The organism is Glutamicibacter sp. FR1 (assembly GCF_047300825.1).
In the GTDB taxonomy this organism is placed as follows: domain Bacteria; phylum Actinomycetota; class Actinomycetes; order Actinomycetales; family Micrococcaceae; genus Glutamicibacter; species Glutamicibacter nicotianae.
On record NZ_CP178602.1, the window covers coordinates 711,360 to 737,563 of the forward strand.

23 protein-coding genes and 1 tRNA gene are annotated in these 26,204 nt (G+C 62.2%); 21 read left to right on the forward strand and 3 right to left on the reverse strand.

Features of this window, described 5'->3' with window-relative positions; translation table 11 throughout:
• Positions 1 to 5 precede the first annotated feature (5 nt).
• The 4 genes from ACLQ8T_RS03435 (at position 6) to ACLQ8T_RS03450 (ending at position 4,015) form a co-directional block, all read left to right on the forward strand.
• The gene (locus ACLQ8T_RS03435; RefSeq protein ID WP_038989917.1) at positions 6 to 416 is read left to right on the forward strand and encodes a cytidine deaminase; all 411 of its coding nucleotides are present in this window, start codon (positions 6 to 8) and stop codon (positions 414 to 416) included.
• 43 nt (positions 417 to 459) lie between these two features.
• Positions 460 to 1,773 carry a thymidine phosphorylase gene (locus tag ACLQ8T_RS03440; protein ID WP_204720830.1) on the forward strand — a complete coding sequence of 438 codons (1,314 nt, stop codon included), beginning with the start codon at positions 460 to 462 and terminating at the stop codon, positions 1,771 to 1,773.
• Positions 1,774 to 2,052: 279 nt separating this feature from the next.
• Positions 2,053 to 2,727 (forward strand): DedA family protein, encoded by a 675-nt coding sequence (locus ACLQ8T_RS03445; RefSeq protein WP_204720832.1) that lies wholly within the window; start codon positions 2,053 to 2,055, stop codon positions 2,725 to 2,727.
• 103 nt (positions 2,728 to 2,830) lie between these two features.
• Entirely contained in the window at positions 2,831 to 4,015 is a 1,185-nt protein-coding gene (locus tag ACLQ8T_RS03450; RefSeq protein ID WP_121866309.1) for an adenosine deaminase, read from the forward strand.
• A gap of 76 nt (positions 4,016 to 4,091) precedes the next feature.
• Here ACLQ8T_RS03450 and ACLQ8T_RS03455 read toward each other — a convergent pair whose 3' ends face one another.
• Positions 4,092 to 5,582, reverse strand: a complete 1,491-nt coding sequence (locus tag ACLQ8T_RS03455; RefSeq protein WP_413455696.1) for an aldehyde dehydrogenase family protein — start codon at positions 5,580 to 5,582, stop codon at positions 4,092 to 4,094.
• Between the two features lie 110 nt (positions 5,583 to 5,692).
• On the opposite strand from ACLQ8T_RS03455, the gene ACLQ8T_RS03460 reads away from it, so the two are divergent.
• From ACLQ8T_RS03460 to ACLQ8T_RS03520, 13 genes are all read left to right on the forward strand, one after another.
• Positions 5,693 to 6,382 (forward strand): MazG nucleotide pyrophosphohydrolase domain-containing protein, encoded by a 690-nt coding sequence (locus ACLQ8T_RS03460; RefSeq protein WP_413455697.1) that lies wholly within the window; start codon positions 5,693 to 5,695, stop codon positions 6,380 to 6,382.
• Positions 6,383 to 6,482: 100 nt separating this feature from the next.
• A complete protein-coding gene (gene eno / locus ACLQ8T_RS03465) occupies positions 6,483 to 7,763 on the forward strand; it encodes a phosphopyruvate hydratase (RefSeq protein ID WP_413455698.1) in 1,281 nt (426 codons plus the stop codon).
• Positions 7,764 to 7,887: 124 nt separating this feature from the next.
• Positions 7,888 to 8,727: a septum formation initiator family protein gene (locus ACLQ8T_RS03470; RefSeq protein ID WP_413455699.1), complete on the forward strand. Its 840-nt coding sequence runs from the start codon at positions 7,888 to 7,890 to the stop codon at positions 8,725 to 8,727.
• A gap of 29 nt (positions 8,728 to 8,756) precedes the next feature.
• Complete coding sequence (locus ACLQ8T_RS03475; RefSeq protein ID WP_204720841.1) at positions 8,757 to 9,467, forward strand: DUF501 domain-containing protein; 711 nt, start codon at positions 8,757 to 8,759, stop codon at positions 9,465 to 9,467.
• Complete coding sequence (locus ACLQ8T_RS03480) at positions 9,467 to 10,393, forward strand: exopolyphosphatase (RefSeq protein ID WP_413455700.1); 927 nt, start codon at positions 9,467 to 9,469, stop codon at positions 10,391 to 10,393. Before ACLQ8T_RS03475 ends, ACLQ8T_RS03480 begins: the two co-directional genes overlap by 1 nt.
• A 154-nt stretch (positions 10,394 to 10,547) precedes the next feature.
• A complete protein-coding gene (locus ACLQ8T_RS03485) occupies positions 10,548 to 11,933 on the forward strand; it encodes a S8 family serine peptidase (protein ID WP_413456366.1) in 1,386 nt (461 codons plus the stop codon).
• A gap of 190 nt (positions 11,934 to 12,123) precedes the next feature.
• On the forward strand, positions 12,124 to 13,491 hold the full coding sequence (locus ACLQ8T_RS03490) for an NAD(P)/FAD-dependent oxidoreductase (protein ID WP_413455701.1): 1,368 nt from the start codon (positions 12,124 to 12,126) through the stop codon (positions 13,489 to 13,491).
• Positions 13,492 to 13,608: 117 nt separating this feature from the next.
• Positions 13,609 to 13,690 (forward strand) — tRNA-Leu (locus ACLQ8T_RS03495).
• Positions 13,691 to 13,987: 297 nt separating this feature from the next.
• Entirely contained in the window at positions 13,988 to 14,788 is an 801-nt protein-coding gene (locus ACLQ8T_RS03500) for a Bax inhibitor-1/YccA family membrane protein (protein ID WP_128469659.1), read from the forward strand.
• A gap of 214 nt (positions 14,789 to 15,002) precedes the next feature.
• Positions 15,003 to 16,460: an APC family permease gene (locus ACLQ8T_RS03505; RefSeq protein ID WP_413455702.1), complete on the forward strand. Its 1,458-nt coding sequence runs from the start codon at positions 15,003 to 15,005 to the stop codon at positions 16,458 to 16,460.
• Between the two features lie 192 nt (positions 16,461 to 16,652).
• Positions 16,653 to 17,972, forward strand: a complete 1,320-nt coding sequence (locus ACLQ8T_RS03510; protein WP_204720854.1) for an AI-2E family transporter — start codon at positions 16,653 to 16,655, stop codon at positions 17,970 to 17,972.
• A 3-nt stretch (positions 17,973 to 17,975) separates the two neighbouring features.
• Positions 17,976 to 19,247, forward strand: coding sequence for a threonine ammonia-lyase (gene ilvA / locus ACLQ8T_RS03515; protein ID WP_204720856.1), 1,272 nt, complete (start codon positions 17,976 to 17,978; stop codon positions 19,245 to 19,247).
• 151 nt (positions 19,248 to 19,398) lie between these two features.
• Complete coding sequence (locus tag ACLQ8T_RS03520) at positions 19,399 to 20,400, forward strand: S-layer homology domain-containing protein (RefSeq protein ID WP_170214632.1); 1,002 nt, start codon at positions 19,399 to 19,401, stop codon at positions 20,398 to 20,400.
• Positions 20,401 to 20,492: 92 nt separating this feature from the next.
• On the opposite strand, the gene greA is transcribed toward ACLQ8T_RS03520, so the two are convergent.
• Together greA and ACLQ8T_RS03530 are read right to left on the reverse strand one after the other, a co-directional pair.
• Positions 20,493 to 20,990 carry a transcription elongation factor GreA gene (gene greA, locus ACLQ8T_RS03525; RefSeq protein WP_413455703.1) on the reverse strand — a complete coding sequence of 166 codons (498 nt, stop codon included), beginning with the start codon at positions 20,988 to 20,990 and terminating at the stop codon, positions 20,493 to 20,495.
• A 290-nt stretch (positions 20,991 to 21,280) separates the two neighbouring features.
• Positions 21,281 to 21,700, reverse strand: coding sequence for a DUF4307 domain-containing protein (locus ACLQ8T_RS03530; RefSeq protein ID WP_413455704.1), 420 nt, complete (start codon positions 21,698 to 21,700; stop codon positions 21,281 to 21,283).
• Between the two features lie 239 nt (positions 21,701 to 21,939).
• On the opposite strand from ACLQ8T_RS03530, the gene mca reads away from it, so the two are divergent.
• The 4 genes from mca to ACLQ8T_RS03550 all read left to right on the forward strand — a co-directional run bounded on the left by mca (position 21,940) and on the right by ACLQ8T_RS03550 (position 26,159).
• Entirely contained in the window at positions 21,940 to 22,806 is an 867-nt protein-coding gene (gene mca / locus ACLQ8T_RS03535; protein ID WP_052253578.1) for a mycothiol conjugate amidase Mca, read from the forward strand.
• 44 nt (positions 22,807 to 22,850) lie between these two features.
• On the forward strand, positions 22,851 to 23,132 hold the full coding sequence (locus tag ACLQ8T_RS03540) for a hypothetical protein (protein WP_413455705.1): 282 nt from the start codon (positions 22,851 to 22,853) through the stop codon (positions 23,130 to 23,132).
• 32 nt (positions 23,133 to 23,164) lie between these two features.
• Positions 23,165 to 25,279 carry a thioredoxin domain-containing protein gene (locus ACLQ8T_RS03545; protein WP_413455706.1) on the forward strand — a complete coding sequence of 705 codons (2,115 nt, stop codon included), beginning with the start codon at positions 23,165 to 23,167 and terminating at the stop codon, positions 25,277 to 25,279.
• Positions 25,280 to 25,397: 118 nt separating this feature from the next.
• Positions 25,398 to 26,159, forward strand: a complete 762-nt coding sequence (locus ACLQ8T_RS03550; protein ID WP_204720866.1) for an isoprenyl transferase — start codon at positions 25,398 to 25,400, stop codon at positions 26,157 to 26,159.
• Positions 26,160 to 26,204: the final 45 nt, after the last annotated feature.

Here is a 26,204-nt window from a genome sequence, read left to right on the forward strand (position 1 = left end):
TACCCATGGATAGCAACAACGCGCCGTGGCCGCAGCTCGAAGCAGCGGCCGCGGCCGCGCTGTCCCAGGCCTACGCGCCCTACTCGGAATTCCGGGTGGGCGCCGCGGCCCTGGCCAGCGACGGCCGCCTGGTCTCCGGATGCAACATCGAGAACGCCGCCTACGGGGTCACTCTATGCGCTGAATGCGCCATGGTGGGCCAGCTCTTCGCCACCGGCGGGGGCACCCTTGAATACTTCCTGTGCTTCGGCCAGCTGCGCGACGGCGAGCTGGAGCTGATCACCCCGTGCGGCCGCTGCCGCCAGCTGCTCTTCGAGCACCGCGGGGCGGATATGAAGATCAAGACCGCCCGCGGAATTCTCGGTATCGACGACCTCTTGCCTGACGCGTTCGGGCCGAACAACCTCAACGCCTAGCGCCGGAGCACACCGGCCAACAGCAGAACGGAAGGTGCCTTACATGGCTGCCGAGCAATTCAGTGCCGTCGAAGTCATCCGCGCAAAGCGCGATGGCGGCGAACTGAGCAACGAGATGATCGACTGGACCATCGATGCCTACACCCGCGGGGTCATCGCCGAAGAGCAGATGTCCGCGCTGAACATGGCCATCTACTTCCAGGGCATGAACCGCAACGAGATCTCACGCTGGACCGCCGCGATGATCAACTCCGGCGAACGCATGGACTTCTCCGCCCTCACCGACCCGTCGGGCAAGAAGCTGGCCACCACCGACAAGCACTCCACCGGCGGGGTGGGGGACAAGATCACCCTGCCGCTGGCTCCGCTGGTCGCCAGCTTCGGCGTGGCCGTCCCGCAGCTTTCCGGACGCGGGCTGGGCCACACCGGCGGCACGCTGGACAAGCTCGAAGCCATCCCCGGCTGGAAGGCGGATCTGTCCAACGAAGAGCTGTTCTCCCAGCTGTCCAACGTCGGCGCGGTCATCTGCGCCGCCGGCACCGGGCTGGCTCCGGCGGACAAGAAGCTCTACGCCCTGCGCGACGTCACCGCCACCGTGGAAGCCATCCCGCTGATCGCATCCTCGATCATGAGCAAGAAGATCGCCGAAGGCACCGGCACCCTGGTGCTGGATGTGAAGGTCGGTTCCGGCGCGTTCATGAAGGACGAGGCCATGGCCCGTGAGTTGGCAGAAACCATGGTGAACCTTGGCACGGATGCGTCGGTGAACACCGTGGCCCTGCTGACCAACATGGAAACCCCGCTGGGCCTGACCGCAGGCAACGCCATCGAGGTGGAGGAATCCGTCGAGGTCCTGGCCGGCGGCGGACCAAGCGATGTCGTGGAGCTGACCGTGGCCCTGGCCACCGAGATGCTGGCCGGTGCCGGCATCAAGGACGTGGATGTCGCCGGCGCGCTGCAAAATGGCAAGGCCATGGATGTGTGGCGCAGGATGATCGCCGCTCAGGGAGGCGACCCGGATGCCAAGCTGCCGGTAGCCAAGGAGTCGCACACCGTGGTGGCTGAGGCCGAGGGCGTACTGCTCAAGCTCGATGCGATGGACATCGGCCTGGCCGCGTGGACCCTCGGTGCGGGACGTGCCCGCAAGGAAGACAGCGTCCAGGCCGGCGCAGGCGTGCGCATGCACGTGAAGCCGGGTGCCCTGGTCCGCCGCGGCGAGCCGATTGCCACCTTGCTGACCGACACCCCGGAAAAAATGGAGCGTGCCATCGAGCTGGTCCAGCGGGCCATCATGATCGGTTCGGCCGATGACCGTCCGGACACTCGTCTGATCCTGGATCGCATCGCGGCCAAGTAGGCGGACAAGAATCCATGGCAAGGAGCCGGGAAACACTGTGCAGTGTTTCCCGGCTCTTTCGTTGCTTGCGCAGCGGGAGATGCCCCATGGAAGTTCCCAGAGAATTCCCGGGAACCAAAACGGAGTAGTCAAACGTTGGACAAGTTATCTCCTACCTAGGTAGCGGGTGGGAATTGTCCACAACGCCACTTAAGCAGGATGCGGGCGGTTGAGTTCTCGAGCGAAAATGGATAGAAATTCAGCGCATTGAGCGCATTGGGAAAGTAGATGTAAGCACGCATGGAATTAGTCAATGAAGCAATTGCGCAGGCAGCCAGCGCATGGTGGATCCTGCCGTTATTGTTTCTGTTCTGCATGATCGATGCCATTTTCCCAATCGTGCCGAGCGAATCATTTTTGGTTTCATTGGCCGCGGTCGGCGTCCACACCGGCGTTCCCAACCTCGTGCTGATCGGACTGCTGGGTGCCAGCGGTGCCTTGATCGGCGACCAGATCACCTACGCCATAGGGCGGAAAATCGGATCCCGGGGCTTCAAATGGATGCGCGGGCAACGCGCGCAGCGGGTGCTGGCCTATGCCGAGAAAAAACTTGAAACCTCCGGAGCACTGCTGATTTTCACCGCCCGGTACATCCCCATTGGCCGTGTGGCCGTCAACCTGACCGCCGGCGCCACCGGGTTCAGCCACAAGCGCTTCACCCTCTTCGACACCATCGGCGTGCTGACCTGGGCCACCTATTCCATCAGCATCGGCGCACTGGCCGGCAACTGGATGCACGACAACAAGCTGCTGGGAATCATCGTCTCGATTGTCATTGCCGTGGTGCTCGGCTTCGTCATCGACCGGATCGTCAGCTGGGTGCTGGGGCGTCTGCATCGCCGTGCCGAGAAGCGAGAAGAACAAGCGGAAGAACGGGTCCGCGAGACCGTGCCGCCAACCGGTGACGAGGGTTAACCTGCAGTATTGATCAGGGTCACATTGCGGCTTGCAGATCTTTGCCCGCAGGAGCTGTCAGTTCAGCGAAAATGCGACTAGGCTCAGTGGTGTGACTGAAGAAATGATTCATACTGACTACGATCCCGAGTTCGACTTCCGGGATCTGCCTAAAGTTTCGCTCCACGACCACCTCGACGGTGGCCTGCGCCCTCAGACGATCATCGAGCTGGCCGCCGAGATTGGACACGAGCTGCCAGAGACCGAAGCCGAAGCTTTGGGCGAATGGTTCCGTGAATCAGCCGATTCCGGCTCGTTGCCACGCTACCTGGAAACCTTCGAGCACACCGTCGCGGTCATGCAGACCCGCGATGCGCTGATCCGCGTGGCCCGCGAATTCGTCGAGGACCTCGCCGAGGACGGCGTCATCTACGGCGAAGTCCGCTACGCCCCGGAACAGCACCGCCGCGAGGGCCTGAGCCTGGACGACGTCGTCGACGCGATCCAGGAAGGCCTGGACCAGGCCTGCGAGCAGCTCAACGCTGAAGGCCACCCAATGCAGATCGGCCAGATCCTGGTCGCCATGCGCCATGGCGACCAGGGCGTGGAAATCGCCAAGCTGGCCCTGCGCCACCGCGGCCGCGGCGTGGTCGGTTTCGATATCGCCGGCGCCGAAGACGGGTTCCCGCCATCGGCAATGAAGGAAGCCTTCGACCTGCTGGCCGAGAACCTCTTCCCGACCACCGTGCACGCCGGCGAAGCAGCCGGGCTGGACTCCATCAAGGAAGCCATCCTGGTCGGTCGCGCCCAGCGCCTGGGCCACGGCGTCCGCGTTGCCGAGGACATTGAGATCGAGTTCGGCGCGATCGACGAGAACGGCGAAGAACTCAGCGACGATACCGGCCTGGTCTCCTTGGGCCCGGTCGCGAACTGGGTTCGCGAACGCGGCATCCCGCTGGAAGTCTGCCCGTCTTCGAACCTGCAGACCGGCGCCACCGCCAAGTTCGGCGAAGGTATCGAGAACCACCCAATCGACCTGCTGGTCCAGACCGGTTTCAATGTCACCATCTCCCCGGATAACCGCTTGATGTCCGGCACCAGCTTGTCCGACGAGTTCGAGTTGCTGGTCGAAGCCTTCGACTACGACCTGGAAGACCTGCTGGATTTGACGCTGAATGCAGCCGAGGCTGCCTTCGTTCCGCTGGAAATGCGCGAGCTGCTGGTCGAGTACATCAACGACTACTACGACAACCTGCTGGATGACGAGGAAGACTACGACGAAGACGAATACGAGAACGTCGCCGACTAGTTCCCGGGATTCAATTCCCAAACAGCGAAGCCGCCCGTGCACTGCACGGGCGGCTTCGCTGCATCCGGGAGGATGCCTAGAACGGGTACTGCTTCTTGGTGGACTGCACGCCGACCCAGTGGTCGGTGGTGAACTCCTCGATGGCCCATTCGCCGTTGAAGCGGCCCAGCCCCGAGTTCTTCTCGCCGCCGAACATCACATGCGGTTCGTCGTTGACCGTGATGTCATTGACGTGGGTCATTCCGGCCTTGATCCCGCGGGCGAAGGCGACGCCCTTCTCCAGGTTCTGCGTGAACACTGCCGAAGACAAGCCGAATTCGGTGTCATTGGCCAGTTGAAGCGCATGCTCTTCGGAGTCGGCCTTGGCGATGCCCACGACCGGACCGAAAATCTCCTCGCGGAACAGTTCCATGCCGCTGGTGACATCGGCGAAGACGTGGGGAGAGACCACCCGGCCAGTAATCGAGCCGGCGAGGACTTCGCGCGCACCCTGCTCGCGGGCGGTGGCGATCTTGCCGCTGACCGACTCAAGCTGCGCATCATTGATGATCGGTCCCACGAGGTTGGCCGGATCCGCGGCATCGCCATAGCCGAGCTTGTTGACCTGCTCGATGAATTTCTCGATGAACGCCTCGTAGACCGGGGCCTGGACGATGATGCGGTTGATTGCCATGCAGATCTGCCCCTGATGCAGGAACTTGCCCAGGGTCGCGGCCTTGGCCGCTTCATCGAGGTCGGCATCTTCCAGCACCACGAAGGGCGCGTTGCCGCCAAGTTCCAGCGCCACGCGCTTCATGTGCTCGCCGCTGACCGCGATCTTGCCGACGTTTTTGCCTACCGGGGTCGATCCGGTGAAGGACACCAGCGACGGGGTCTTGTGCGCCACGAAGTAGTCGCCGATTTCCGAACCGGAACCGACCACCGCGTTCAAGACGCCCTCGGGCAGGCCAGCCGCGGAGAACGCCTTGGCCAGGACCAGGGCGCCAACCAATGGGGTGTCCGAGGCAGGCTTGAGCACTACTGCGTTGCCCAGTGCCAGGGCGGGAGCCACGGATCGGGCGGAGAGCAGCATCGGGAAGTTCCAGGGGCTGATGATGCCCACCACGCCGACCGGTTCGCGGTAGACCCGGTTCTCCTTGCCTTCGGCATTCGAGGGAAGGATCTTGCCGTGCACCCGGGTGGGGAAGGTGGCGGCTTCGCGGATGGCGGCGATGGTGCCGCCTAATTCGATGTTCGCCTTCAGATGGGTGGAACCGGACTCGGCAATCAGCAGCGCCAGGATGTCCTTGAAGTTCGCTTGCAGGTAGTCTGCCGCCTGGCCCATGATCTTGGAACGCTTGCCGGGGGAGAGCGCCGCCCAGCCGGCCTGGGCCTGCTCGGCGGCCTGGTAGGCGGCGTCGACGTCGTCGGTTGAGGCCTGGCGGATCTCGGCCAGCAGCGAGTCATCGAACGGGTTGGCCGTGCGCAACACGTCTTCGGAGCGCCCTTCAACCCACCGGCCGCCGATGAAGAGCTTGGCTGGAACCTGCTCCAGGAATTCGAGCCGGGCGGTATCTTGGATGGTCATTGGCAATCCTTCGCGTCGTCGGGATGAACTACGGCCATGCTAGCCCGAATAGGCAGTGAATGGGACCGAATCGGCCGCCAGCTGAACACCCGCTTCGATAGCATGGCAATATGCCGGAGAACAGAACGCAACTCGAACAGCTCGCCGCCACCGTCCGGACCCTGCGCAGCAGATGCGCGTGGACCAAGGCGCTGACCCACGAGTCGCTGCGCACCTACCTGATCGAGGAAAGCTATGAGGTCCTCGACGCCATCGCGGAGCAGAACCCGGCCTTGCTCAAGGAAGAGCTGGGGGACTTGTACTTCCAGATCCTGCTGCACTCGCTGATCGCCGAGGAGCACGGGCACTTCGGCCTGGAGGACGTTGCCGAAACGCTGAACGCGAAGCTGCTGCGCCGCAACCGGCATATCTTCGACGAGCAGGGGCAGGTCCGCGAAGACATCATCACTGACATCGATGAAATCATCCGGGTTTGGGATGCGGCGAAGCAGGCCGAGCGCGCCGGGCAGCCGAAGAAGAGGAAGAATGCGGGACTGCCCGCCGGGCTGCCTGCCCTGGCGCTCGCGCAGAAATTGCTCGACCGCCATGCCAGGGCCGGATCGGCGCAGCCTGCAGGCGGGCTTGACACCGAGCAGGTTCGCCAGCGGATCACCGATGAGCAGTCCTTGGCCAATGAACTAATGGCCCTCTCAGCGCGGGCCGAGGAGCTGGGCCTGGACGCAGAGTCGGTGCTGCGCTCGGCCCTGAACCAGCAGTACGGCGCGGAACTGGATGACATAACATCGCGTAAATCACCATAGAAGCGCTAGGCTAGAGACAGGCAATGGCGCCCACGGTCTAATCAGCGACCGCTGGTTGACCCGCCCCAAGACCACCCCTTTCTACAAGGAGTCCATACTCATGGCATTGATTGACGCCATTCACGCGCGCGAAATCCTCGATTCCCGCGGCAATCCGACCGTTGAGGTCGAGGTCCTGCTTTCCGACGGCTCGCACGGCCGTGCCGCTGTTCCTTCCGGTGCATCCACCGGCGCCTTCGAAGCGGCGGAGCGCCGCGACGGCGACAAGGACCGCTACCTCGGCAAGGGCGTACTGGGCGCTGTAGAGTCCGTCATCAACGAGATCGCCGACGAGCTGGAGGGCCTGGACGCCACCGACCAGCGCTCCATCGACGCCGCCATGATCGAGCTGGACGGCACCGCGAACAAGTCCAAGCTCGGCGCCAACGCCATCCTCGGCGTCTCCTTGGCCGTCGCCAACGCCGCAGCAGCCAGCTCCAACCTGCCGCTGTTCAAGTACCTAGGCGGCCCCAACGCGCACGTGCTCCCCGTGCCGCTGATGAACATCCTCAACGGCGGCTCCCACGCCGACTCCGACGTGGACATCCAGGAATTCATGATCGTCCCGATCGGCGCACCGACCTTCTCCGAGGGCCTGCGCTGGGGCGTCGAGGTCTACCACAGCCTCAAGTCCGTGCTGAAGGAAAAGAACCTGTCCACCGGCCTGGGCGACGAGGGCGGCTTCGCCCCGAACCTGCCAAGCAACCGCGCGGCACTGGAACTGATCACCGAAGCGATCAAGCGCGCCGGCTACACCCCGGGCCAGGATATCGCCCTGGCGCTGGACGTCGCCTCCTCCGAGTTCTACGAGAACGGCGCCTACCAGTTCGAAGGCAAGGCGCTGTCCGCCAAGGACATGAGCGACTACTACGCCGGCCTGGTGGCCGACTTCCCGCTGGTGTCAATCGAGGATCCGCTGGACGAGGACGACTGGGATGGCTGGAAGACCCTGACCGACGCCATCGGCGACAAGGTGCAGCTGGTGGGCGACGACCTGTTCGTCACCAACCCGCAGCGCCTGGCCGACGGCATTGCCAAGGGCACCGCCAACTCGCTGCTGGTGAAGGTCAACCAGATCGGCACCCTGACCGAGACCATCGATGCGGTGACCATGGCGCAGCGTGCCGGCTACACCACCATCACCTCGCACCGTTCGGGCGAGACCGAGGATGTCACCATCGCTGACATCTGCGTGGCAACCAACGCCGGGCAGATCAAGACCGGTGCGCCGGCCCGCTCCGAGCGCGTAGCCAAGTACAACCAGCTGCTGCGCATCGAAGAGGACCTGGGCGCCTCGGCGGTCTACGCTGGCCGCAGCGCGTTCCCGCGTTTCAACAGCTAATATTCAGTAATAGCGAATAAGCTCGTCGGTAGTGGATACCGGCGGGCTTTTCGTTATTTAATGGAATTATCTTGCCAAATCCACGGCTAGACCGCACGACAAGCACCATGGGAATTGGGGGAGTATGGCTCAGCGACCACCGCGAATGCCTCGCCGTAATACTCCGGATCCGGCCAAAGACGCCGCAGCAACCCCGGTTGACCAGACAAAACACGCCGGCACGGATTCCCAGGTTGAACCGCCAACCGACGCCTTGCGCATTGTCGATCCGCAGCCGGCGGCCAAGCAGGCTCCCGCGAAACCTCGCCGGGTGAAGGATGCCTCCTCCGCGCCGAAGCCGAAGAGCGCTGCCGCCAAGCCGAAACAGGGTGCCTCCCCAGCGTCAGATGCGTCACGTGCGCCGAAAAAATTTGCCGGCAACTACGCGCAGAAGCCCAAGGTGCCGCTGCGTGAACGCGCCAAGGAAAAGCAGAGCGAACGCCGCCGCGATGACCGGCTGAAGTTCTCCGCCGCGGTCCGCCGCAAGCCGGGAGAAAAGCCGGTGGACCAGAACCAGGTCCCCAAGGGCGAACCCGTTGCGGCGCACCGTTTTTCCGGCCGCATCGCCGCGCTGATCGTGGTCCTGGCCTTCTTCGCAGTGATGCTGGTGCCGACGGTGAATTTCTACCGCACGCAGATGGCGGAACTGAACGAGCTGCATGCCTCGATCGAAGCGCTGGAGGCGCAGCGCGATGACCTTAAGGAGGAAATCGCGCGCTGGGATGACCCGCTGTACATCAAGCAGCAGGCACGCGAGCGGATAAACTTGGTCATGCCTGGCGAGAAGCTCTACATGGTGGTGGGCGAACGCCCCAAGGATGAAGAGACGCCCGCCGACGGCAATGGAAGCACCTTCGAGGTGCGCCAGGAACTTCCATGGGTTGATGCGCTGCTCGACTCTGTTCGACGTTCTGCCACCGACTAACCACTTTAAACGCGAAGAGACCTATAACCGTGACTGAACAGCCAATCCGCGAAGCCCTTGACGCCGCCGGACGAGTACCGAGCGAAGCCGACCTGGACACCCTGTCCCGCCAGCTGAACCGCCCGGTGCGCGATGTGGTGGAGATTGGTGCGCGCTGCGTGTGCGGCAATCCGCTGGTGGCAACGACCGCCCCGCGGCTGTCCTCGGGTATCCCGTTCCCGACCACTTACTACCTTGCGCACCCGGTGATCACTTCGGCTGTTTCCCGCCTGGAGGCGGCCGGGCTGATGAACGAGATGAATGACCGCCTGGGCGAGGACGCTCAGTTGGCGCAGGCCTATGCCGCGGCCCACGAGTCGTACCTGGCCAACCGCGATGCCATCGGCCAGCGCTCGGGCACCGGCGCCGTTCCGGAAATCGCCGGCGTCTCCGCCGGCGGCATGCCGACCCGCGTCAAGTGCCTGCACGTGCTGGTAGGCCACTCGCTGGCAGCCGGCCAGGGCGTGAACCCGCTGGGCGACGAGGCGCTGGCCGCCATCGCCGAGTGGTGGACCAAGGACAAGTGCTACTGCGTTGGCGCGTGGGACACCGACTCCGAGGCGCCGAGCCGTGACCGCTCGCGCCACGTGAAGACCCAGGAACAGCAGGACCCGGAGGCCAAGCGCGCAGAGCGAGCCCGCAAGCGTGCCGAGCGCGAGGCAGCCCAAACGGCCGAGTCCGCCGAGCAGGGGGATGCCTGATGCGCGTTGCCGGTATTGACTGCGGAACCAACTCCATCCGTCTGCTAATCGCCGACGTCGATGCCGATGGCCAGCTGGTCGACGTGCTGCGCACCATGCGCATCGTGCGCCTGGGCCAGGGCGTCGACGCGACCGGCGCCTTCGCCCCCGAAGCCTTGGAGCGCACCTTCGAAGCCGCCCGCGAGTACAAGAAGCTGTGCGATGAGCACGACGTGGAAGCGATCCGCTTCGCCGCGACCTCCGCAGCCCGCGATGCATCGAACCGCGAGGTCTTCTCCGAGCGGATCACCAAGATCCTGGGCGTGGCCCCTGAAGTGATCAGCGGCGAGGAAGAAGCCTCCCTGTCCTTTGCCGGAGCGGCATCGGTCCGGGCGGGGCAAAGCGGCAAGTCACTGGTGATCGACCTCGGCGGCGGATCCACTGAATTCGTGCTCGGCGATGCCACCGGCCCGCTCGCGGCCAAGAGCCTGGACATGGGGTGCGTGCGCGTCACCGAGCGCTTCCACCAGGCGGGACTGCGTTCGGATGAAGCGCTGGAATTCATGGACAGCACCTTGGAAACCCTGTCCGGAACCGTGGATGTGACGCAGGTGGACGCGGTGATCATGGTTGCCGGCACCTTCACCACGCTCACCGCCCAGGCCCTGGGCCTGAAGCAGTACGAGTCCGAGAAGATCCACGGGGCGCAACTGAGTTTCGCCCAGATGCGCCAGGCAACCGCGAGCATGCTGTCCTACACCAGGGACGAGCGCGCCGCGCTGGGCTTCATGCATCCTGGCCGTGTCGACGTGATCCAGGCCGGTGCCGCAATTGTCCAACGCATCCTTCATTACCTCGAAAAGGCCAGCGGAAACCGCGAAATGGTTCTGATTGCCTCGGAACACGATATCCTCGACGGAATCGCGGCTTCAGCTGCCGTGGCCTGAACCTGTCATCCAGTCACCGACCCAAGGAGTTGTCTTGAGCTCAGCTTTGAGCGCCAGGAATAGAACGGGCTTGATCAAGCTCAGCTCTCTGCTCGTCGCAGCACTGCTGGCGGCTACCCTGCTCGGCGTGGGCGCACCGGCCCGCGCCGACAACATGCGCGAGTCCGAGTACTGGCTCGAATCCCTCGGCGTGACCGAAGCGCACAAGACTACCAAGGGCGAAGGCGTCAAAGTCGCGGTCATCGACACCGGCATCGATACCACTCATCCGGATCTGAAGGGTGCTGTGGTCGGCGGTGCGGACATGTCCGGCTCGGGCGGCGAGAAAGGCAACAAGCCGATTGGCGTAATGAGCGAGCACGGCACCCTGGTGGCGACCCTGCTCGCAGGACGCGGGAACAACAAGGGCGAGATCAAGCGGATCAAATCCGAGAACGAGCGCTTGAAGGCCGCGTGGGAAAAGGCCAAGAAGCACGCCGAGGAAGAAGACGAGGACATTCCCGAGGAGCCTGAATACGAAAAGGTTCCCAAGCTGAAGAGCGGCAAGGACGGCGTGCTCGGCGTCGCCCCGGCAGCGGATCTGCTTTCAGTGTCGCTGTGGATGGGCGAGGGCAACCCGTCGAAGATTCCAGTGGAAACCCAGATTCCCCGCGCGGTGAAGTGGGCCGTGGATTCCGGAGCCAAGGTCATAAACATGTCCCTGGGCTCCACCAGCCCGGCGTGGCCGGAAAGCTGGGATGACGCCTTCAAGTATGCAGAAGACCATGACGTCGTCATTGTCGCAGCGGCGGGCAACCGTTCGGGCGGCATGAGCCAGGTGGGCGCCCCGGCGACCATTCCCGGGGTGCTGACCGTGGCCGGCGTCGATACCAGCGGCAAGGCGTCGCAGGATTCCTCGACCGAAGGCATCTCCATCGGCGTGGCGGCCCCTGCCGAGCAATTGGTCGGCGGCTTGCCGGATGACGACTACGCACGCTGGTCGGGCACCTCCGGCGCGGCCCCGCTGGTGGCCGGCGTGGCAGCGCTGATCCGCTCGCAGTACCCGGAGATGAAGGCTCCCGAGGTCATCAACCGCATCCTGAAGACCGCCAAGGACACCGGCGCACCCGGCGTGGACAACCTCTACGGATACGGAATCATCGATGCCCAGGCAGCGGTGACGGCGTCCGTCCCTGCAGTTTCGGAAAACCCGCTGGGCACGATCAGCGAGTGGATCCGAGTGCATCGCCGCAACACCGAGAAGACCACCGATGCCCCGGCGCCGGGTGTTTCGATGGAGAAATCGGACCTCAAGCAGGTCGCGGCGCCCAAGCCGATCCTTCCTGACGACTCGGCACCGGCGCTGCAGCCGGTGCTCATCGTGGGCGGGGGAGTGCTCCTGCTGATGGTGCTCCTTGCCGGCTCCACCCAGACCCTGGTGCGCCGCCGACGCGAAAAGGCCGCGGCGCAGCTCGGTTCGGCGTCGTTGAGCTCGCTGCAAGTCCCGGACCAGTCAGATGGACGGGACCTGTTTGACGAGATTCCCGAAGAAGAGAAGTAAATAGCGTTCTCGGCGGGGTGGATCCTGAAGATCCACCCCGCCTTTGCACGCTTGCCGGCAGATAATTCGACCGCTAGATGCAGGCTGTGCCGGCAGGAAGCTCCGCAGCCTTGCGAAGTCGTGACGCACCGAACGAAATTAGTTAGTGAATGTTTTCACTAACTCAGAGAATCCGCGTAGAATCAACAGTATGTCGATCATCGAAACCTCCCAGAAGCGTCCGCGCATCCTGATCGTCGGCGGTGGCTACGTAGGCCTGTACGTCGCGATGAAGTTGCAGAAGAAGGTCAAGGCACACGGCGGCATCGTCACCGTTGTCGACCCGAACCCATACATGACTTACCAGCCATTCCTGCCAGAAGTCGCCGGTGGCCAAATCGAGCCACGCCACGTTGTGGTCTCGCACCGACAGCACTTGAAGCACTCCGAGCTGGTCAACGGCCGCGTGCTGAGCGTCGACCACGCCAACAAGAAGGCCGTGATTGCTCCGGTCAACGGCGAGCAGTTCGAGCTGGAATACACCGACATCGTGATGTCCGCCGGCGCGGTCACCCGTACCTTCCCGATCTCCGGCCTGGCTGAAACCGGCATCGGCCTGAAGACCATCGAAGAGGCCGTCGCCCTGCGCAACAAGGTTGCCGAGCGCATCGAGTCCGCTTCGAACATGACTGATCCAGTGGCCCGCAAGCGCGCACTGACCTTCGTCGTTGTCGGTGGCGGCTTTGCCGGCATCGAAACCATCGCCGAGCTCGAAGACATGGCTCGTCACCTGATCGAGCTCAACGACCGCATTGACGAAAAGGAAGCACGCTTCGTTCTCGTCGAGGCAATGGGCCGCATCATGCCAGAGGTCACCGCCGAGCAGGCCGAGTGGGTTGTCGAGCACCTGCGCAGCCGCGGCATCGAGGTATTGCTGAACACTTCGCTGAACAACGCTGAAGAAGGCAACCTGGAATTGATCAACATGGCTGACAAGTCCCCAGCGGGCGAGTTCGGTGCAGACACCCTGATCTGGACCGCTGGCGTCATGGCCAACCCGATGGTTCGCTCCACCGATTTCCCGATCGAGCAGCGCGGCCGCATCGAGACCCGCACCGACCTGCGCATCAAGGACGCCAACGGCGAACCGCTGGAAGGCGCCTGGGCAGCCGGCGACATCTCGGCAGTCAAGGACGTTACCGGCGGCCTGCCAGACGGCACCTGCGTTCCGAACGCGCAGCACGCTGTGCGCCAGGCCAAGCTGTTGGCTAAGAACCTGTATGCTGCCCGCTACGGCGTTGGCACCATCAAGGAATACAAGCACAAGAACCTCGGCGCAGTGGCTGGCTTCGGCAAGAACAAGGGCGTTGCCAAGGTTGTCGGCATCAAGCTCAAGGGCTGGCCAGCATGGATGGCACACCGTGGCTACCACGGCATGGCCATGCCAACCTTCGAGCGCAAGTTCCGCGTTGTCGGCGACTGGCTGGTTGCGCTGTTCTTCAAGCGCGATGCGCTGCAGCTGAACAACCTCGAAGCGCCACGCACTGCTTTCGAGGAGTCGGCCAAGCCAAAGAAGTAGGCTTGGGACGCAGATGATCGACGATGATGCGAGGGGCCAAGCGATTGGCTCCTCGCATGCGTCAGCAAAGTTGAATTTTCTATTTGCTTTGCCGATCACGTAAAATTTGAGAGTCCTGCCCCTATGGTGGAATTGGCATACACGGCTGACTTAAAATCAGCTGCCGAAAGGCTTGTGGGTTCGAGTCCCACTGGGGGTACAGAGTAAGGCCGACGTGTTCCGGATTTTCCGGTCCGCATCGGTCTTTTCTCTTGCCGCCAGCAAGCGCAAGTTCGCCGTCCACCCTCCGGCATCGTTCCTCGACAATATTTTCGTCTGACGCAACCACGATGCTGGAAGTTTCAAGAATATCGCTGAGAGAGTAGTTTTTCCTCGGGAAATTGCCCTATATCATCCTTCCGACTGAGTGATTTCACAGCAATCCTCAATAGGATTAAGCAAAAGATCTTCAGCTAGCCAAGCGGCTGGCGTATTCGCAATCTATAGGGGAATGACATTGGGCAATCCAATTTTTGGTTCTAGCAGCCGCTCCGATGCTTGGGGAACCAAGCCTGGAAGTCCTGTTGGATTCCGCGACACCGAAAACATGAGCGCAGACCAGCTGAATCAGATGTACCAGCAGCCTGCCGCAACCAGCGCCGACACCGGCCGCATGACCATCGGTGACACTATCAACAAGACCGTGTTCTGCCTGGCCTTGGTTGTCGTTGGCGCCGCGATTGGCTGGGTCATGCCGGCACTCATGCTGCCAGGCGCCCTGGTTGGTTTCGTCCTCGGTCTGGTTAACGCTTTCAAGAAGCGCCCATCGCCAGTGCTGATCCTCCTGTACTCTGCAGCCCAGGGCTTGTTCCTCGGCGGTCTGTCCGGCTTCCTTGACGGGCTGTACCCAGGAGTAGCACTCCAGGCTGTGCTTGCGACTCTGTGTGTTGCCGGCGTAACTTTGGCGCTGTACCGTTCGGGCAAGTACCGCATGACTCCTAAGCTGAACAAGATGTTCATGATCGGCATGGTCGGCCTGATCGTCTTCTCGCTGCTCAACATGGTCCTGATGCTCACCGGCGTGATCGACGGCATGTTCGGCATGCGCGGTGGCGTGCTCGGCCTGGTTATCGGTGTCGTTGCCGTACTGCTGGCAACCTACGCACTGGTTGCCGACTTCACCATGATCGAGGAACTCTCGAACCAGGGTGCTCCGGCCATCATGGCTTGGCGCGGTGCCTTCGGCCTGACCATGACCCTGATCTGGCTGTACACCGAGATCCTGCGCATCCTCGCGATCCTGCGCGGCGACGACTAGCCGCAGCAGCACAGCTTGCAAGGACCAGCGCCCATTCAGGGCGCTGGTCCTTCTGAGTTAATCTCCTGATCAAATATGAATCGAATATGAACTGCCGAAACCGCCAATGCGATGGGAAATGACAGCTGATTGGGCAGTTACGCGAATCCTTGGTTAGATTTCCCTGTAGCTATTCAGTTATCCAACTCACAGTTATTTTGGCAGGGAGAGCGCAATGGCAATCGAGCAAGCAGAAGGAAATTCGCCGGGTCTGGTGAAGTCCCTGGGCAACCTGGATGCCCTGGCCCTGGGGTTCGGAGCCATGATCGGCTTCGGCTGGGTGGTGCTCACCGGTGGATGGCTGGATAGCGCTGGCACCATGGGCGCTGTGCTGGCCATGGTCGTTGGCGGTGGCATCATGGCTGTCGTCGGCTTGACCTATGCCGAACTGACCGCGGCCATGCCGAAAGCCGGCGGCGAGCACAACTTCATCCTGCGTGCTTTGGGAGCCCGGCCGTCATTTATCGGTTCCTGGGCGATCACCGGCGGGTACGTGACCATCGTGGCTTTCGAAGCAGTCGCCTTGCCACGGACTGTGGAATACATCTTCCCCGGCATGAGCCAGATTCCCCTGTGGACCATTGCCGGTTTTGAAGTAAACCTGACTTGGGCATTGGTCGGCGTGCTGTCGGCAATCGTCATCACCTGGATCAATATCCGCGGCGTGAAGCAAGCCGGGGTGCTGCAGACTTTCGTGGTGCTCTTCCTCGTAGCCATCGGCGTCTTGATGATTGTCGGCGCCTTTGCCGGCGGCGAAGCCAAGAACATGGAACCGTTCTTCACCCCGGGAACCAGCGGGTTCTTTGCCGTACTGGTGGCCGTGCCCTTCTTGTTCATCGGCTTCGACGTGATTCCGCAGTCTGCCGAGGAAGTGAATATTCCGGCCAAGCAAATTGGCAAGCTCGTGGTCCTCTCCGTCATCCTGGCCACCGTGTGGTACGTGATGGTCGTCCTGACCACGTCCTCGGCGATGCCTGCAGCGCAACTGGCCGGAGCCGACATTGCAACGGCGGATGCGTTCGGAGCCTTGTTCGGTTCGGATCTGATGGCCAAGGTGCTGATCGCTGGCGGCATTGCCGGCATCCTGACCTCGTGGAACTCGCTGCTGCTCGGAGCCTCCAGGCTTGTCTACTCGCTGGCCCGCAGCGGCATGCTCCCATCCTGGTTCGGCAAACTGCATCCCAAGTACCGCACCCCGGCCAACGCACTGGTCTTCATCGGCGGAATCTCCATGCTGGCCCCATTTTTCGGTGCCGAAATGCTGGGATGGCTCGTTGATTCGGGAGCACCAAGCATCATCGTTGCCTATTTCCTGGTCTCGGTCACCTTCCTGGTGTTGCGCAAGCGCGAACCGAAGATGGACCGGCCGTTGCGCGTCGGCGGCAGCGGAAATGCTGGAGCGGTCATCGGCTGGATTTCGGTCCTGCTTACCGCTGCGCTCTTCAGCCTGTACATGCCGGGCATGCCTGCATCACTGAGCTGGGAACCATGGGTCATCTTCGCCATCTGGTGGGCCTTGGGCGCAATCTACTTCTTCAAGGTGCCAGCCGGTATTAAGCCCGGCGAAGACGCCGAGGAAAAGGTCCTTGAAGCTGTCATGCGCCGCCGGCGCAAGGGTGCGCGAAACGACTGATGAACCATGGCTTCCACGCCCCATGTCCAGGATTGGGCGGCCTGCGCAATCTGGTTACCTGCAGCGGAGTGAAATACACATATTGAATTAGATTTCTAGGACCAGTGCCCATATCGGGCACTGGTCCTTGGAATTTGTCACAATTGAGACATGGATCAAGACGCTGTCTGGCAAACGCGATAGCGTAGTTCCATGAAAAGCAGCCGGTTGGAACGTCTACGCCGTATTCGTGTCTCGCTTCCGAGCAAGCCGGCGGAAATCCCTGCCGCACCGAGCCCAGACCTGACGGATTTCAAAAGCGCCGAGGACATGCCCTACGCAGTGCGCATGGCAGCCGCGTGGGCCTGGCGTTTTTTGATCATCGTCGCGGCCGTGGGCGTACTGGTGTGGGCGCTGTCAAAAGTCTCCCTGCTTGTCATCCCGGTTCTCGTCGCGGCGCTGCTGGCCGGGCTGCTCTCACCGGTCGTGAACACGATGAACCGCAAGCTGGCGGTGCCCCGCGGGTTGGCCGTCGGCATTACGCTCATCGGCTTCCTGGCGCTAGTTACAGCTGGACTCTCGGTTGCAGGGCAAAAGCTCTCAGCCGGATTCACCGCCCTGTGGACCCAAGCCCTGTCGGGCATCGAGCAGGTCCAGGATTGGCTGTTCAACGGCCCGCTCAAGCTGACCAATGACGACCTGCAAAACGTGCTGGACGACGCCCTGGTCCAGCTTCGCGGCAATGCCACCAACATCCTGAGCGAGGCCATCAGCTGGACTTCGGCGATCGGGCAGATACTGACCGGCACTTTGCTGGCAGTCTTCGCGCTGATTTTCCTGCTGCTCGACGGACGCAAGATCGGCTTGTTCCTGGTGAACCTCTTGCCGCGCCGCGCCCGCCCGGCGATGGACGGGGCCCTGACCCGCGGCTGGGGCTCGCTGGTCCGCTACGTGCGCGTCCAGATGGTGGTGGCGCTGATCGACGCCATCGGCATCGGGTTCGGCGCCTTCTTCCTAGGCGTGCCGCTGGCCATGCCGCTGGGCGTGCTGGTCTTCGTCGGCTCCTTCATCCCGATCGTCGGTGCGCTGTTTACCGGCGCCCTGGCAGTTTTGCTTGCCCTGGTCGCCAATGGCTGGATCAACGCGCTGATCATGCTGGCCGTCGTGCTGCTGGTCCAGCAAGCCGAATCCAATATCCTGCAGCCGCTGATCATGGGCAAGGCAGTCAGCCTGCACCCGCTGGCAGTCGTCCTGGCCGTCGCCGGCGGCACGATGCTCGCAGGCATTCCCGGAGCTCTCTTCGCGGTACCGCTGCTGGCAGTGATCAACGCGGTCGTGAAATACCTGTCGGGCAGAGCCTGGGAAACCGATGACTTCGTGATTGAGCTCTACGGGAACCAGATCGCGGCGGCCAGTCCCAAAACCAGCGACCCGGGGAAGGCAAGCCCAGCCGCAACGGCTGCAGGCGCCGCCCCCGCCCCACAAGCTTCGCCGGAGCCCCGGCACCCTGAGCCCACAGCAGATGAGGAATAAACCATGAGCACTGAAACTACGTTGCCGGTAACGCTGGCTGAGATCGAAGCCGCAGCCGAAGTACTCAAGCCGGTCATTGCCCGCACCCCGGTGGAGCACTCCCGCGTGCTCTCCCAGCACGTTGGCGCCGAAGTCTTCCTCAAATGCGAGAATATGCAGCGCGCCGGATCCTTCAAGGTCCGCGGCGCCTATGTGCGCATGTCCAAGCTCAGCGACGAGGAGAAGGCGCGCGGAGTCGTCGCAGCATCGGCAGGCAATCACGCGCAGGGCGTCGCCCAGGCCGCCAGCCACCTCGGCATCAAGGCGCGGATCTACATGCCTCTAGGCGTAGCCCTGCCGAAGCTGACCGCAACGCGTGACCACGGCGCGGAAGTCGTGCTGTTCGGCAACACTGTGGATGAGGCGCTGGCCGAGGCGCAGCGTTTCGCCGACGAATCCGGCGCAGTCTTCGTGCATCCCTTCGACCACCCGGACATCATCGCTGGACAGGGCACCATCGGCCTGGAGCTGCTTGAGCAACTGCCTGAGGTCGACACCGTGCTGATGGGCGTGGGCGGCGGCGGGCTGCTGGCCGGCGTTGCCATCGCGCTGAAGGAGAAGGCCCGCGAACTGGGTCGCGAGATCAAGGTGGTGGGCGTCCAGGCGGAAAACGCCGCGGCCTACCCTCCATCACTGGCCGCTGACGCATTGGTCCCGCTGGATACCGTGCACACCATTGCCGATGGCATCGCCGTCGGCAAGCCGGGGCAGCTGCCGTTCACGATCATCAAGGAATTGGTCGACGACGTGGTGACGGTATCGGAAGATACGCTCGCGCGTGCTTTAGTGGTGCTCCTGGAACGCAACAAGCTCGTGGTGGAACCCGCTGGCGCGGTGGGCGTCGCGGCCCTGCTGGAGAACAAGCTGGAGGCGCACGGGATCAACCCGGCAACCACCGCTGTAATCCTTTCCGGAGGCAATATCGACCCGCTGCTGATGCTCAAGGTGATCCAGCGTGGCCTGTCAGCGGCCGGCCGCTTCTTGACCATACGCATGATGCTTCCAGACCGCCCCGGCTCGCTCGCGCAGATCTCCAACATCATTGCCGAATCGGATGCGAACGTGACCCGCTTGGACCACACCCGCATCGGCGGTTCGCTGTCCATGGGCGACGTGGCGATCACCATCGATCTGGAAACCAAGGGCCATGAGCACTCCAAGCAGGTGCTCAACAACCTGCGGGCCGAAGGCTTCGACCCGCAGATCACCAACAACGCCGGCGGCTCCGTGGCCTAAAGGCCGCTGAATGCAGAAAATCCCCAGAACAGCTTGGAGAAGCTGGTCTGGGGATTTGTTCGTCTATACTCCCATTAATCAATTAGACTTTTATTTGAAAATGGGGCTCTGCCCAGGGTCCTTGTTCCACCGCGCATATCGAGGAGATTTCATGGATTGTCTTTCCCGCAGGTCATTTCTAACGGCGGCGATTGCTGTTCCGCTAATCGCTACAGCAAGCGCTCCATCCGCATTGGCCCAAACCTCGGAGTTCGGCGATTTGGTATTGGAGATCAATCCTGAAGTCGATAGAAGGCAATTCTTTACCGGCGAACTTTCCGCAAAAATCTATGAAAACGGAATAGCTGTCACTAGACGCGGACTGACGATGGCCCGTAAATCGAAAGCCGCCATGGCTAAGCTTTGGCGTCCATCATTCGGTTTCCCCACAGATGATATTAGTTATCAAAGCAACGGCTCCTACTATCAGGAATTTACCGGCGTAACAACTTATTGGTCGGGCGGAGATTTTATAGGATCGGAAACGATCCACCCATCAGCTGAATGGGAAACGAACACTTTCAAAGATGTGCCGGAAAGCCATGACCTGTACCGGTACGTGGAGATTCTCTCCAAGCTGGGAGTTACTAATGGCTGGCCCGACGGAACCTTCCGCCCGCAGGCACCTGTACTGCGTGATGCGTTCGCCGCATTCTGCTACCGCATCAACGGGTCGCCTGCTTACACTCCGCCTAATGCCTCTCCATTCAAGGACGTTGCGCGAGACAACATTTTCTACAAGGAGATTTGCTGGCTACATGCCCAAGGCATCGCGAATGGATGGCCAGACGGCACATTCCGGCCATTGGCTCCAATATTGCGCGATGCCATGGCGGCGATGTTGTACCGGATGACTCCAAAATCGGTCTATTCATTTACACCCCTCGCGGAGAGCGGCTTTCGGGATGTAGCTAAATCCAATTTGTTCTATCGCGAAATCGAATGGATGCGTGCTACCGGAATCTCAACGGGCTGGCTGACCGACTTCGGCGAATACGAAGAATGGTATGTAGAGTACAAGCCTTTCGCCAAGGCGACACGTGCTGAAACAGCCGCCTTCTTGGTTCGGTGGTTCGATCTGTTCGGCGATAGAAGGCTGAACGTGATTTCGTAAACGCGGCGAACCGGGTGGTAATCGTCCTGAACGCAGAAAATCCCCAGAACAGCTTGGAGAAGCTGGTCTGGGGATTTCTTTTGCTCAGGCGCTTACTTTGCTCCGTAAGGCTTGGCGGAGATGATCTCGACCTTGATGTCGCGGCCGTTTGGAGCCAGATACGACAGCTTGTCGCCCACCTTGGCGCCGTGCACGGCAACGCCGATAGGGGACTGCTCGGAGTAGACCTCGAGGTCGGTGTCACCGGCAACTTCGCGGGAGCCGAACAGGAAGGTGGTTTCGTCGCCTGCGATATTGGCGACTACCAGCATGCCTGGCTCGACAATTCCGTCATCGGCAGGAGCTTCGCCTACGTCGGCGCGGCGCAGCAGATCCTTCAGGTAGAGGATGCGGGCTTCAGCCTTGCCCTGCTCTTCACGAGCGGCGTGGTAACCGCCGTTCTCCTTCAGGTCACCTTCCGAACGCGCCTGCTCGATACGGGCAACGATCTCGGCACGTCCCGGGCCTGAGAGGAAAGTCAGTTCGTCCTGGAGCCGATCGTAGGCTTCCTGAGTCAGCCAAACGACAGGTTCGTTGCTGTTGGTGCTCACGTTGTACTTCCTTTGGTCAGTAGGGACTTCGCTCTGCCTTGGGAACCTGCAACAGGTCCTAAAGCCGAACGCCACCGGAACGGTGGCGTCGACGAAGTCGGATTCGGTACGGATCTGCGGGCTCGCACGTTATTGGAGATGCAAGCAAAGACCCCGCTAGGCTCATGTCCTATTGCTTTGCTAGAACCATGCGCCGATGCGGGGCGAAACGTATCTTTTCAACGATAGTAGTCGCCAAAACGCTTTAAGCCCAATAGATTCAGCTATTAGGGGATGAACAAGCTGAAATGTTAACCCTTGTATTCTTGCGGAACCTCGTAGCAGGACTCCACGCCTACCGTGGTCGCAAGGTTATCGGTGTGCAGGTCGACATCCAGGCGCTGGGTGATGTGCCCGGTAGCTTCTCCTGGATCAAGCAAGACGGTTTCGTAACCGACAATCGCCTTGGATTCATTCATCGCTCGAATGTCGCACTGCACGCGGTACTTGGCGTTGTATTCAACCGCGACAATGGCCTTGGCCTGGGTTGCGGAAACGACCTCGAACTCGATGTCCTGCGCCTTGATGGTGGTGTAGTTGCTGAAGCCGAAATAAGCGGCCCCGGCAACGCCGAGGGAGAGCGCGGCAGCAATCAGCCAATTACGCGTTTTCTTAGGAAGACTGCGTTTCTTGGGGTTGTTGTAGCGAGCCGTTAAGCTTGGATCAGACATTATTTGCCTTGCACCACTCTCTTGCCTGGCGGAATTTGAATAGGGAATGCCGTATAGAGATTCCCTGCTCAAGTTTACCGTCTTTCGGCATGGGGGAATAACCGGTGGTCGGCTATGAGTTGTTATGGGTGACGGGCAGATTTGAGGCTTCGGGCTGTCCAAAAACGTGGCATAAGGAAAGAAGATAAGTGGAGATTCACGACGTGAAGAAAATTGCTCCTTCGCAGGGGCTGCGGCTCATGGCTATTCACGCGCACCCGGATGACGAATCTTCGAAGGGCGCCGCAACGATGGCCGCCTATGTCGATGCCGGCGCCGAGGTCATGGTCGTTTCCTGCACCGGCGGCGAGCGCGGAGATATCCTCAATGCCGCCGCTGGCGAGCTCGCCCATGCGCACCGCGACCTCGCGGGCGTTCGTCGCACCGAAATGGCCGAGGCCGCTGCCGTCTTGGGCGTCAAGCACCGCTGGCTGGGCTACGTCGACTCCGGCCTGCCAGAAGGCGATCCGCTACCCGAGCTGCCTTTTGGTGCCTTCGCCTTGCAGCCAGTTGAAATCGCCGCTGCCGGGATCATCAAGCTGATCCGGGAATTCCGTCCACATGTCATCACGACCTATGACGAAAATGGCGGCTACCCCCACCCGGACCATATCCACTGCCACAAGGTTTCCACCTTTGCCTTCGAGCATGCGGCCAATCCTGAAATGTACCCGGAGCTGGGCGCCCCGTGGTCGGTCAGCAAGCTGTACTACGACCGTGCCTTCGCCTCGGATCGCTTCCGCACCTTGCACTACGCGATGCTGGAAGCCGGGTACGAATCCCCGTACACCGAGCGCGTTGCGCAGTGGGAAGCGGACGAAGGCAACCAGATGTTCAAGTGGGTTTCCCCACACACCACGACCACCCAGATCCACTGCGCGGACTTCTTCTCGCAGCGCGACCAGGCGTTGCTGGCGCATAGAACCCAGATTGATCCGGAAGGTTTCTTCTTCGCCGTGCCGGAACACGTCTACGCGGAGCATTGGCCGTGGGAGGACTACACGCTGATCTCCTCCAAGGTAGCCACCGAGTTGCCCGAGACCGACCTGTTCGCCGGACTAAGATAGTACTAAGCGCTTTTCCAGTACTAGAAATGAGTTGTCTTTACATCGTGAATACGATCTTTGAATCCTTGGCTCTGACTTCCTCGACCTCGCGTTTCGGCACGGAGACTGCCAGCGATTACGGTCCAGGATTCCTCGGTTTCATTTTCACCGCAGCATTGGTGGTTGCCGTGATCTTCCTGATCCGCGACATGATCCGCCGTGTCCGCCGCGTGCGCTACACCTCGGAAGCAGAAGCAAAGCAGCAGGAGATGGTGTCCAAGGGCGAAGAGCGCAAGCTCCAGGAACCCGATGAGCCGCACGACCCGAAGACCGACGAGCAGCAGTAGGAGCTTTGTGAGCTGCGCGATAGCATGATTGCGTGGCACAACGACTCGCTGGCTCATCCAGCCAATACCTCAGACAGCATTCGCATCAACTAGTCGACTGGTTCCCCTATGGGGACGAAGCCTTTGAACAGGCCCGGTTGCGCGACGTACCGGTGATGCTTTCCATCGGCTACGCTGCCTGCCACTGGTGCCACGTGATGAGCCACGAGTCCTTCGACGACTCCCAGATCGCGGCCCTGCTGAACGAGAACTTCGTCGCCATCAAGGTCGACCGCGAAGAGCATCCGCTCGTCGACGACACCTACATGCTGGCCACCCAGGCGCTCACCGGTGCCGGAGGCTGGCCGATGACCATTTTCGCGCTGCCCGACGGGAGAACCGTGCATGCCGGCACGTACTATCCGAAAGAGCCCCGCGGCAAGACCCCGAGCTTCCGCCAAGTGCTCGATGCGGTCCATGAAGCCTGGGAAACCAAGCGCGAATCGCTGGAAGAGCAGGCCCAGATGCTCGCCGGGCATCTGGCCGAACTCGGAAGCCGGCAAAGCTCGCTGTTGTCCCTGCAATCCCAGGAACCAGCGGACAAGGCCTTCGGGGCAGCGCTGGACCGGTGGATTGCCGGCACCAAGGCGGAAGGCGGCTTCACCCCTGCACCCAAATTTCCTCCGACCTGGGCCCTGAAAACACTGTGGCGTGCAGTAATCACCACCCCGGATCGCGCCGTAGAGGCCTTCACCGCTGCGGCCACCCACCTCGAAGCGATGTTCCTCGGCGGCTTGCAGGATCACGTTGAGGGCGGTTTCGCCCGCTACTGCGTCGACGAGAACTGGTCGGTCCCGCATTTCGAGAAGATGCTCTACGACAATGCCGGGCTGCTGTCGCTGGCGGCACGCACCAGCGTGCTGGCCGCCGAATTCTCCCGCACCTCCGAAGGGGAAGCGGCCCAGCGCGCGCAGACGCTGGCCGGACTGGCCCGGCGCAGCGCCGAAGGCATCATCGATTTCCTCAACGAGGAACTGCTCACCGCGTCGTCCGCCGCTCCGGCCTTCGCCGCGTCGCTGGATGCCGATTCATCCCGTGATGGCAAGCAGATCGAAGGCGCGTACTACACCTTCAACCGCGAGGAGATGGCGCTGGTCTCCGACCCGCTGATTCATCGCCTGCCCAAGGGGCTGCTGCGCTTCGCGCCGGTGGCCGAGGACCCGCAGAACTTCTGCTTCTCGCTGCTGCGGGTGCCCGAGCCGAGCGAACTGGGCGTCCTGCAGGAACTGCGCGAGGCAATGCGGGCGCTGCGCCGCTCGCGGATCATGCCGGTCCGCGACGAAAAGGTGATCGCCGGCTGGAACGGCCTGGCCATCGAAGCCCTGGCTGAAGCCGCGCTGCTGCTGGACCAGCCGAGGGCCCTGGAGCTCGCCGAGAAGGCGGCCAATTCTGTGTGGCAGATGCAGTGGGATGAGCGTGCCGGACGGCTGGCTCGGGTGAGCTTCTCCAACCGTGCCGAGCACGGCAACGAGGGCACCTTGCAGGACTACGCCGCCTTGGCCCTGGGCTTCTTGGCGTTGGGCCAGGCCAGCGGCCAGAAGCAGTGGGCAGCGAGGGCCAGCCAGTTGCTGGGACGTGCAGCGGACTTCGTGGATCCGGAAACCGGGGTGCCGCGCGACGCGGTGGGCGCCGATGCGCGGATCGCCGCCCAGCGCGGCAACATCGCTGCGGTCACGGTGCTTGATGACGCGCTGCCGGCTTCGGGGGCGCTCTACGCCAAGGCGTTGGCAATGCATGCGCTGCAGTCCATGGCTGCAGGGGAGTACAGCGAAGCTGATGCGGCGGCCTTGGACAGCGCCCGCGTGCTCTCGGCCCATGCGCTGGCGTTGGCCAGCGATGCGCCGACACAGGTGGCGACCGCCTTGGAAGTGCAATGCATCGTTTCCAGCCCCGTCCAGTATCTTGCGCTGTCGCAGTGGGATTCGGCAGAAGCCAAGCGCGTGCGTTCCGTGGCGTTGAGCCTGGGGATGATTGTGCGTCACGATCCGTCGCTGCCCGGCGCGGAGAACGGCCTGCAGATCCAGCCGTGCCGCGAGGAATTGTGCCAGATACCAGTGGCCGGGATGGACGGATTCTTCTCGCTGTTCGCTTCGGGAAAGGACGCCTGAGCCCAGGGCGAAGCGTCCGCCGTGGACGCGGTGCGGCGGGCAGATGCCCGCGCTTGGTGATAATTAGCGGTAGATTTAGAACCTAGAGTTTTGGAATCTACCGAAAGGAAGGGACAAGGTGCAGCTACCGAACCTTGCGTACCGTTACTACGAACGGCGCTTGGCGAAGTCCCTTCCATCCGACAAGCTTCCGCACCACATTGGCGTGATGGTCGACGGCAACCGCCGGTGGGCCAAGCTGGCCGGCACCCCGACCGTTGCGGGCCACCAGGCCGGTGCCGACAAGATCCTGGAATTCCTCGACTGGTGCGACGACCTGGATATCAAGATGGTCACCTTGTACATGCTCTCCACCGACAACCTCAACCGGGAAGCCGGCGAGCTGCGCGACCTGCTGGAGGTCATCGGCTCGACCCTGGACCGGCTGGGCGAGACCAACCGGGTCAAGGTCCAGCAGGTGGGAGCGAAGGACCTGCTGCCCGAGGACTTGGCGCAGAAGCTCGCCGCCCTGGAAACCGTGACTGCCAACCGCACCGGCGTCCATGTGAACGTGGCCATCGGCTACGGAGGGCGCCGCGAGATCCTCGATGCGTTCAAGGCGCTGCTGTGCAAGGCCGCCGAGGATGGGCGCACGATCGAGGAGCTGGCCGAGGGCCTGTCGACCGAAGACATCGAATCGGCCCTCTACACCAAGGGCCAGCCGGATCCGGACCTGGTGATCCGCACCAGCGGCGAGCAGCGCCTGTCCGGCTTCCTAACCTGGCAAAGCGCCTACTCGGAGTTCTACTTCTGCGAGGCGCTGTGGCCGGATTTCCGCCGCGTTGACTTCCTGCGCGCCCTGCGCGACTTCGCTGACCGCCAGCGCCGCTTCGGAACCTGAGCCGAGCGCGTTGCGCCAGGCTCGGCTGTTCAACGAATCGTTACC